Annotated in this window: 6 protein-coding genes; 1 reads left to right on the plus strand and 5 read right to left on the minus strand. The window is 51.6% G+C overall.

Annotated features, from left to right (window positions below; all coding sequences use genetic code 11):
- Positions 1-39 precede the first annotated feature (39 nt).
- The 3 genes from H6F80_RS12990 to H6F80_RS13000 form a co-directional block, all read right to left on the minus strand.
- The gene (locus H6F80_RS12990; protein WP_347277873.1) at positions 40-1,809 is read right to left on the minus strand and encodes an LCP family protein; all 1,770 of its coding nucleotides are present in this window, start codon (positions 1,807-1,809) and stop codon (positions 40-42) included.
- 122 nt (positions 1,810-1,931) lie between these two features.
- A complete protein-coding gene (locus H6F80_RS12995) occupies positions 1,932-2,267 on the minus strand; it encodes a hypothetical protein (RefSeq protein ID WP_190791967.1) in 336 nt (111 codons plus the stop codon).
- 29 nt (positions 2,268-2,296) lie between these two features.
- Positions 2,297-3,562: a serpin family protein gene (locus tag H6F80_RS13000; RefSeq protein WP_190791968.1), complete on the minus strand. Its 1,266-nt coding sequence runs from the start codon at positions 3,560-3,562 to the stop codon at positions 2,297-2,299.
- A gap of 165 nt (positions 3,563-3,727) precedes the next feature.
- On the opposite strand from H6F80_RS13000, the gene hpsU reads away from it, so the two are divergent.
- Positions 3,728-4,309: a hormogonium polysaccharide biosynthesis acetyltransferase HpsU gene (gene hpsU, locus H6F80_RS13005; protein WP_190791969.1), complete on the plus strand. Its 582-nt coding sequence runs from the start codon at positions 3,728-3,730 to the stop codon at positions 4,307-4,309.
- Between the two features lie 22 nt (positions 4,310-4,331).
- Here hpsU and glgA read toward each other — a convergent pair whose 3' ends face one another.
- Complete coding sequence (gene glgA / locus H6F80_RS13010) at positions 4,332-5,792, minus strand: glycogen synthase GlgA (RefSeq protein ID WP_190791970.1); 1,461 nt, start codon at positions 5,790-5,792, stop codon at positions 4,332-4,334.
- A gap of 328 nt (positions 5,793-6,120) precedes the next feature.
- On the minus strand, positions 6,121-7,083 hold the full coding sequence (gene hemC, locus H6F80_RS13015) for a hydroxymethylbilane synthase (RefSeq protein WP_190791971.1): 963 nt from the start codon (positions 7,081-7,083) through the stop codon (positions 6,121-6,123).
- Positions 7,084-7,192 lie beyond the last annotated feature (109 nt).

A 7,192-nucleotide genomic window follows, 5' to 3' on the forward strand; every position in this document is an offset into this window, starting at 1 on the left:
AGCCGTATGAAAAATATGTTGCTTCTCCGTCCCAAAAACCTACGGCGAACTCATCGTTTGAGGATCTGCCGGACCTGTGAGACTTGAGGGGGAAGGGTTGACCGCCGGATCAGGAATGGTTTTCGGTTCCAGCGTGGGATCGGCAACCAGGGCAGGAGTAGGCTGAAACACATCCGTTCCCAGTCGAATCGTCACATCGGAATCTAGATCTCCGGTACTTTCGACCAGCACCTCCCCAAAGCCCAGACTTTGCCGGACTGCCTCAGCACTGGCAACATCGCCCCCCTGCGCCACAATTTGAGTTATCGTCAAGGGTTCGTTCCAGGGCTGATCAAGGTAGACATTCGCATAGCCGCCCGTTTTTAGCGTGGTCATGAGCTGATCGATTGCCCGATCGTTTCCGGTGCTGTTTTGTACCACAATCTGGGCAGTGGTCGGCGTGTGGGCAATGGTGCTGCTGGCAGCAGGGAGACCAAAATACTGCTGCATCATTTGAGCAATCTTGGCTTGGCTGGGCAGCCAGTAGCTCGCCTCAAACTCAGCACTGGAGCTAAAGCCACCCGGCAGCATCAGCATTTTCACGTTTGGACGATTTGTTTGAGCTGTGAATCCTGCCAGAGCAACCAGTTCTTCAACGTTTAGATTAGTATCCAGATTCGATTGAATCACGGAAAGCACCTGCGGCATTTTGGCAAGCGTGACAGGTTTAATCGCCTGTTCTACCAGTGCTCGCAGAAACATTTGCTGTCGCTGCACCCGCCCAATATCACCAAACTGGTCGTAGCGAAACCGGAGAAACTGAACTGCCTGATTACCGTTTAACCGCTGCTCACCCTGCTTGAGATTGATATAAAGATGCTGTGAATCGTCTTTGTACGACATATCCTGCGGCACGTTGATCTTTACACCGCCCAGTGCATCGATCAGTTTTTCAACCCCCTGCACGTTGATTCGCACATAGCGATCGATTTTGACGCCGCCCAGCAAGTCTGTCACCGATCGGGCAGCAAGTGCCGGACCGCCGTAAACATTGGCTTCATTGAGCTTGGTTAAGCCTGCACCATCGATCCACGTGCGAGTGTCACGCGGCAGAGAAAGCACTGTAAGCTGATGAGTCTGAGGATCAAACCGCACCAGCAGCATCGAGTCTGATAAGCCATCCAACGAGTTCACGACGGCGTGATACCGCAAATCGCGCACCTCAGGCGGCGGATCCGAGATCTCGGAAGACAGCACCTTAATCCCCAGCACCAGCACAGTCACCGGACGGGTCAACTGCGGTAACTGCAAATTCGTCCCGCTGGCGATCGGCTCATCCTGATTAAACGCTTTTGCGTCTTCCGCACTGAGCTTACTCTGCATCAGCGGTGTGCCAGAAATTGCTACTGCCAGCAGCGCACCCGCCGAAGCCGAAACTGCCGCCACCACCGTCAGCCCCACCGTCAACCCCAGCCAACGCCATTTGCCCGACCCGAAGCCGTTTTTCTTCGGCAATTCCTCTGCTGAAGCTGGCTCAACTCTCTCCGAAGTCTCTGCCCCCGGACTGGTTGCCGAATTTGCAGCGATCGGGTTCACACAGACCGGATTAGTATTCATCGAATCTAAATGATCCTCTAAATGATCCGCCTTGTCCGACTTAGCACCCATCTGATTGGAGGCAGCAGGAGTTGAAGCCACAGACGAACCACGAGACTGTTTTTGATTCTGGAAATCAGCGGGCAGAGAATCAGGTGAATTGCCAGCAGCGTTGGCAGCAGAATTATTCAGCGACAGGAAGTTTTTCACACTCAGCAACTTTTCAATCAGCACAGAATCGCTATACCTGGTGTAACTATAGGCGCATTATCACCAAGTTGACCCAATTCTAGAAGAAGATTTGCATTGCGATGAAAAAACTTTGCATTAGAGCTGGAATTTAATCGATTCTTTAATCAATTCCTTCTCAGCAAATCGAGCGGCTGCCGTCGCCAGAGCCGAACCATCAGCCAAAGATTGGTCAAGAAATAGCCCGAAGTTAGCAGGCTTGCCAGGATCAGCAAAGGCACGATCGCCGCCTGATGAGTCTGCACTCCCACTTGCAACAGCAAATTTCCTACTAGCCAGCCCAGCGCGAGTTTTACGGCAAGTTGACTGGTCTGACGCTGTTCCCTTGTGCCGTTTCTGCAATAGAGCGTCCAGAGTGCCGGGAAAAAACCAACGATCGGAACGAGGCAGAGAAACATTTGCAGACGTTGAAGGTTTGCCTCACCGTAACGATCGTTCTCCATCCTGATTTCTCCCATTTGATTACTTTTGCTTAGGTTAATGACTGAATCGTGCCGATAAATAGAATCGTGCCCGTTTGCTCGTCCCAGATTGCACAAAGGAAAGGACGATCGATCGTCATTTGAAAGGGCGGCTGGGGTAAAGCAGCACGAACGGCAACGGCAACTGAGGTAGCAGCAGCGGCTTCGGTTCCTTCTTCGTTCACTTCCAGCAGGGTTTTGTGCTGCACATCGCTAATATAGGCAGGCAAAGAACTCATTTCACCAAAATTGGCTTGCCGATCGTCAAACACGAGTTCCATACCAATCGCCTTCAGAGACTCGACCAAACTCGTGCCATATTCCACCTTAAAGCGCGGAAGCTGTACTGTACCAGGACGCGAAGAAAATTGATTCATCCAGGTTTCCCAGTGGCTATGGCTCAAGCTTTGGGTCAATTGGTTCAGGCTGCTGGTCGGTTTCGGCAAAAAAATTGCCATCTGCCAGCGTTCGTTGCCGTAGGGTAGCCGCACTGCCTGAAACTGCTCAGTTTCTAGATAGTGAAACTTTCCCCGCTTTGTCATTAAAGGCTGCGTGATCGTCGTGCCGTCTCCCTGGTGAAAAGGGCGATCGAGCGTTTCATCAGGATTAAATGGATTTGTCCATTTGCCTTTGAAATAAATTGCGTTAATCAAAAACAAAATATCGTTGGGATTCATTTGATTCAAAATCTTGTCGATCTTGCCTTGCGTCTGCTGATTCACCCAGTGATTAATGCGATCGATTGCACCCGGATCATTAAAGTTCAGATCCGTAACTTCTGCACCATAAAATTCCTGATTGCGCTTCAGAAACACCGGATTGAAATTGATGCCCGATCGTCCCCAGAGGGAATTTGCCACTGTTAGCTGCACTGCCGGGTCAGAACTTGTCCAGGCTTCCAGCAAGGCACGGTTTGCCTGATTAATTTCCGCTAGACTCATGCCCTGCATTTCCAGCGCGTTTTGCATGGCTTCCTGAGTCGCTGCACTTGCGCCGTTGTAAGTCATGCTGAGGGCGATCGATACGCTGCTCGGCGAAATCAAAACATTCTCACCCTGGTTTTGCTCTAGCAACTGGGCAAACAGCTTGAAACCAAAGCGCGTATTCGCTGCGACAAATGCTGGATCCACCGTCGAAGTTTGCATCGATGAAGGGGAGGGAGAAGGTGGCTGAGCCGTTGCCTGCTGTGGAATCTGTACTGCCCAATCGCCCACGATGCCAAGCAGTATAGTGCTAATCACAATGACCATCAGCCGTTGCGTTACAGAATAAAGCATTTGTCGCCTCCGGTAAGTCGCCCGTTTTCAGGTTCTCTTTCACATTAAAGTGAGACCTGCAAAGTGAGACCCGCAAAGTGAGACTTGCAGGTAGAGACACGGTACATTCGGGAAAGCTAGCCTCAGTCTCGTTTTCTTTCCTATCTTTTTCCGAGTTCCTACTTCATGGTTCCTCAATTCCGTGCTGCTGAGCCTCGATCGTTGGTTGATCTACGCCACTACGATCAGTCCCACTTCGATCGCGGCCGATCGGGCTGGATAATTTTGCTGTGGTGGTTTTTGCAGGCGATCGTTTTTCCAATCACGCCCCATTCGCTGCATCTACCGAGGATCTGGCTCTTGAGGTTATTTGGTGCAGCGATCGGGGAAGGCGTCATGATTCGTCCGACCGCACGATTTACCTATCCGTGGAAAGTCAGCATCGGCGACTGGAGCTGGATTGGCGATGATGTGGTGATTTACAGCCTCGATCGCGTTCACATTGGCTCCCACTGCGTCATCTCACAAAAAAGCTACCTTTGCACCGGTAGCCATGATATTCGCGATCGGGCTTTTGCCCTTAAAACGGCTCCGATCGCGATCGAAGATGGAGTTTGGATTGCGGCAGATTGCTTTATCGCGCCTGGAGTGACGATCGGGGCAAATGCGGTGATTGGGGCAAGAAGTACCGTCTTCAAATCTATGCCAGAGCAAATGGTTTGCTGGGGAAACCCGTGCCAGCCCCAAGCCAGACGCGAACTAACTTAAGAAATTAGCTCCTGAAACTAGCTCAAGAAATTAGCTCAGGCTGCATATCTTCCGGTGCGTCTGCGGCTCCGCCATTAAGTGAGGGTTCAGGCTGGAGCGGGTCAGCTTCGGGCAATCCCAGTACTCGACGATATGCCCGATCGTATTCCACCGCTGACTTTTCCCAGCCAAAGTTTTGCGCCATACCGCGCTGCTGTAGCTCTCGCCACTGGTCTTTAAAGTGATATGCCTCGTAAGCCCGCACCATACTGGTAAACAGATCTAGCGGCTCGTAGCGATCGAAGCAGTAGCCTGTGCCTTCATGCTCCATCGAGTTATTGTGCGTCACCGTATCAACCAGTCCACCGGTTCGCCGCACGATCGGCACAGAGCCATAACGCAGGGCAATGAGCTGGCTAATGCCGCAAGGCTCAAACCGAGAAGGCATCAGGAAGGCATCGCTTCCGGCATAAACGCGCCGTGCCAGAGTGTCGTTGTGTAGCAAATAGGCGGCAACCCGTCCGGGAAAGCGTGAAGCCAACTGCCAGAGCTGAGTTTCGTAATAGCGATCGCCCGTTCCCAGCACCACAAACTGTGCGTCTGTGTAGGAGATGAAGCGATCCATTACCTGAATAATCAGATCCAAGCCTTTTTGCTCGACCAGTCGGGACACCATGCCGACGAGAAACGCATTGGAATTGACTTCCAGCCCCAGTTCTTCTTGCAGCGCGATCTTGTTGGAGAGCTTATCGTCCAGTTTTTCAGCAGAATAGTTTTCCTGAATGCGGCGATCGGTTTCGGGGTTAAACAGGTCGCGATCGATGCCGTTGAGAATGCCAACAAGCTTACCGCTAACAAAAGATAGTAAACCCTCAAGCTGTTCTCCGTAGGCAGGGGTTTTAATCTGATCAGCATAGGTGGGAGAGACAGTTGTTACTAAATCAGCAAACTGAACTGCCGCTGCCATCGTGTTGTGTCCCTGCATATACCACGGACACCAGGCAAACTGCTCCAGCCGCCACCGCCACGGACCCTGATATGCCAGGTTGTGAATCGTAAAGATAGTTTTAATATCGGGTGTTTCATGCATCCACACTGGGATCATGCCTGTGTGCCAGTCGTGGCAGTGGATGATGTCAGGCTTCCAATAGTTCCAGCAAAACTCAGCCGCTCCATTGGCAAACAGCGTGAACCGCCAGTCTTCATCTTCACCAAAATAGACTTGGCGCGGAGCGAAGGAGGGATGGGAAAACAGGTAAAGCGGCACCTCTGAGTTGGGCAGCTTTGACTCGAAGACCTGAAATTCTTGAAACATCGCAGTTCCCTTCCAGAGGGGCTGCTTCGGAACTTTGATTTTGTCCGAGACAAAGCCGTAATAGGGCATGAAGACTCGCACATCGTGCCCCATTTTTTGCAGCACCTTAGGAAGTGCGCCTACGACATCTCCCATGCCGCCCACTTTGGCAATCGGAGCCGCTTCCGCCGCTACAAACAGAATCCGCATACTCGCCTTGTGTCCCCTGCAATGAAAGAACCTGTGACTCTCGATTTCCCCTAAGGGGAACTGCTTTACATCGCTTAAAAACCGAGAGTTTTACAGTCCTTATCAATCTACAACAATCCAGGGACAAAACCGCGATCGATTCTATGGGGCTGTCTTGCAGGAGAACTCATAAAGCCTTTGATTCCCCCTAACCTCCTTGGGAAAAAGGAGAATTGAAAAAGGAGAACCGAACCTGTTGAAAGCTCTTATGCAGCAAAAGGTTCTTTAAAAACTCAAAGTCCCCCTTTTGGAGGGGGATTAAGGAGAATCTCAATTCTGCCGTTTAGGGTTAAGCTTCTGGACGAACCTCAGCAAAAATCTGCTGAAGAATTTCGGTCGCGCCCTGATCCCGGAGCTGATGAGCAAGCTGAATCCCGATCGCCTCCGCGTCTGTGGCTGCACCCGTTACGGTGTCTTTGATCAGGCGTTGTCCATCGACGCTAGCAACCATACCTGTTAATGTCAGCGAATCGCCATTGAGAGTGGTGTTGACACCGATCGGAACCTGACACCCGCCTTCGAGTTCGCGTAGGAATGCCCGCTCCGCATAGCAGCGATAGGCTGTGGGCTGGTGTTGCAGAAGCTTCAGCAGATTCAGAATTTCCGGATCGTTGGTACGGCACTCAATTCCTAGCGCACCCTGGCCAACCGCATGAAGCGACACTTCTGAAGAGATGACCTGATGAACCCGATCGCCCATGCCCAAGCGCCGCAGTCCAGCAACCGCCAGGATAATGGCATCAAATTCGCCCGAATCCAGCTTTTGCAAGCGGGTATTCAGGTTGCCGCGAATGTCTTTGAACGCCAGGTGGGGGTAGTGATGGCGCAACTGTGCCAATCGCCGGAGGGAAGACGTTCCCACGACGGTTCCTTCGGGCAGCGTATCAAGCTGTTTGTCTTTAAACTTTTCATGCACCACAAGGGCATCTGCCGGATCTTCCCGTTCAGTGACGCAGCCCAGCATTAAGCCTTCGGGTAGACGAGTCGGCAAATCTTTAAGCGAGTGGACAGCAAAGTCGATGTCTCCGTTCAACATTCCGACTTCGAGTTCTTTCGTAAACAGTCCCTTATCGCCAATTTTGGACAGTGCCACGTCCAGGATTTTATCGCCCTGGGTACTCATGGTATGAACTTCAAAATTGCGATCACTAAATAGTCTCTGGAGTTCTGCTTGAACCCAGTGGGTTTGAACAAGGGCGAGCTGACTCTTGCGGGAGCCGATGCGAATGGAACGGGGAAGACTTGCAACCATTTTTGTAAAGGGTTATCTCGAAAGACTGCGAAATGTTAATAAAGGCAGGGCTTTTTCCGCCTAAATCAGCTTACCGCAGTGTGTACCCGATCGTGGGGGCAGAGTATCG

Source organism: Leptolyngbya sp. FACHB-711, assembly GCF_014695615.1.
GTDB lineage: Bacteria > Cyanobacteriota > Cyanobacteriia > Elainellales > Elainellaceae > Leptolyngbya_A.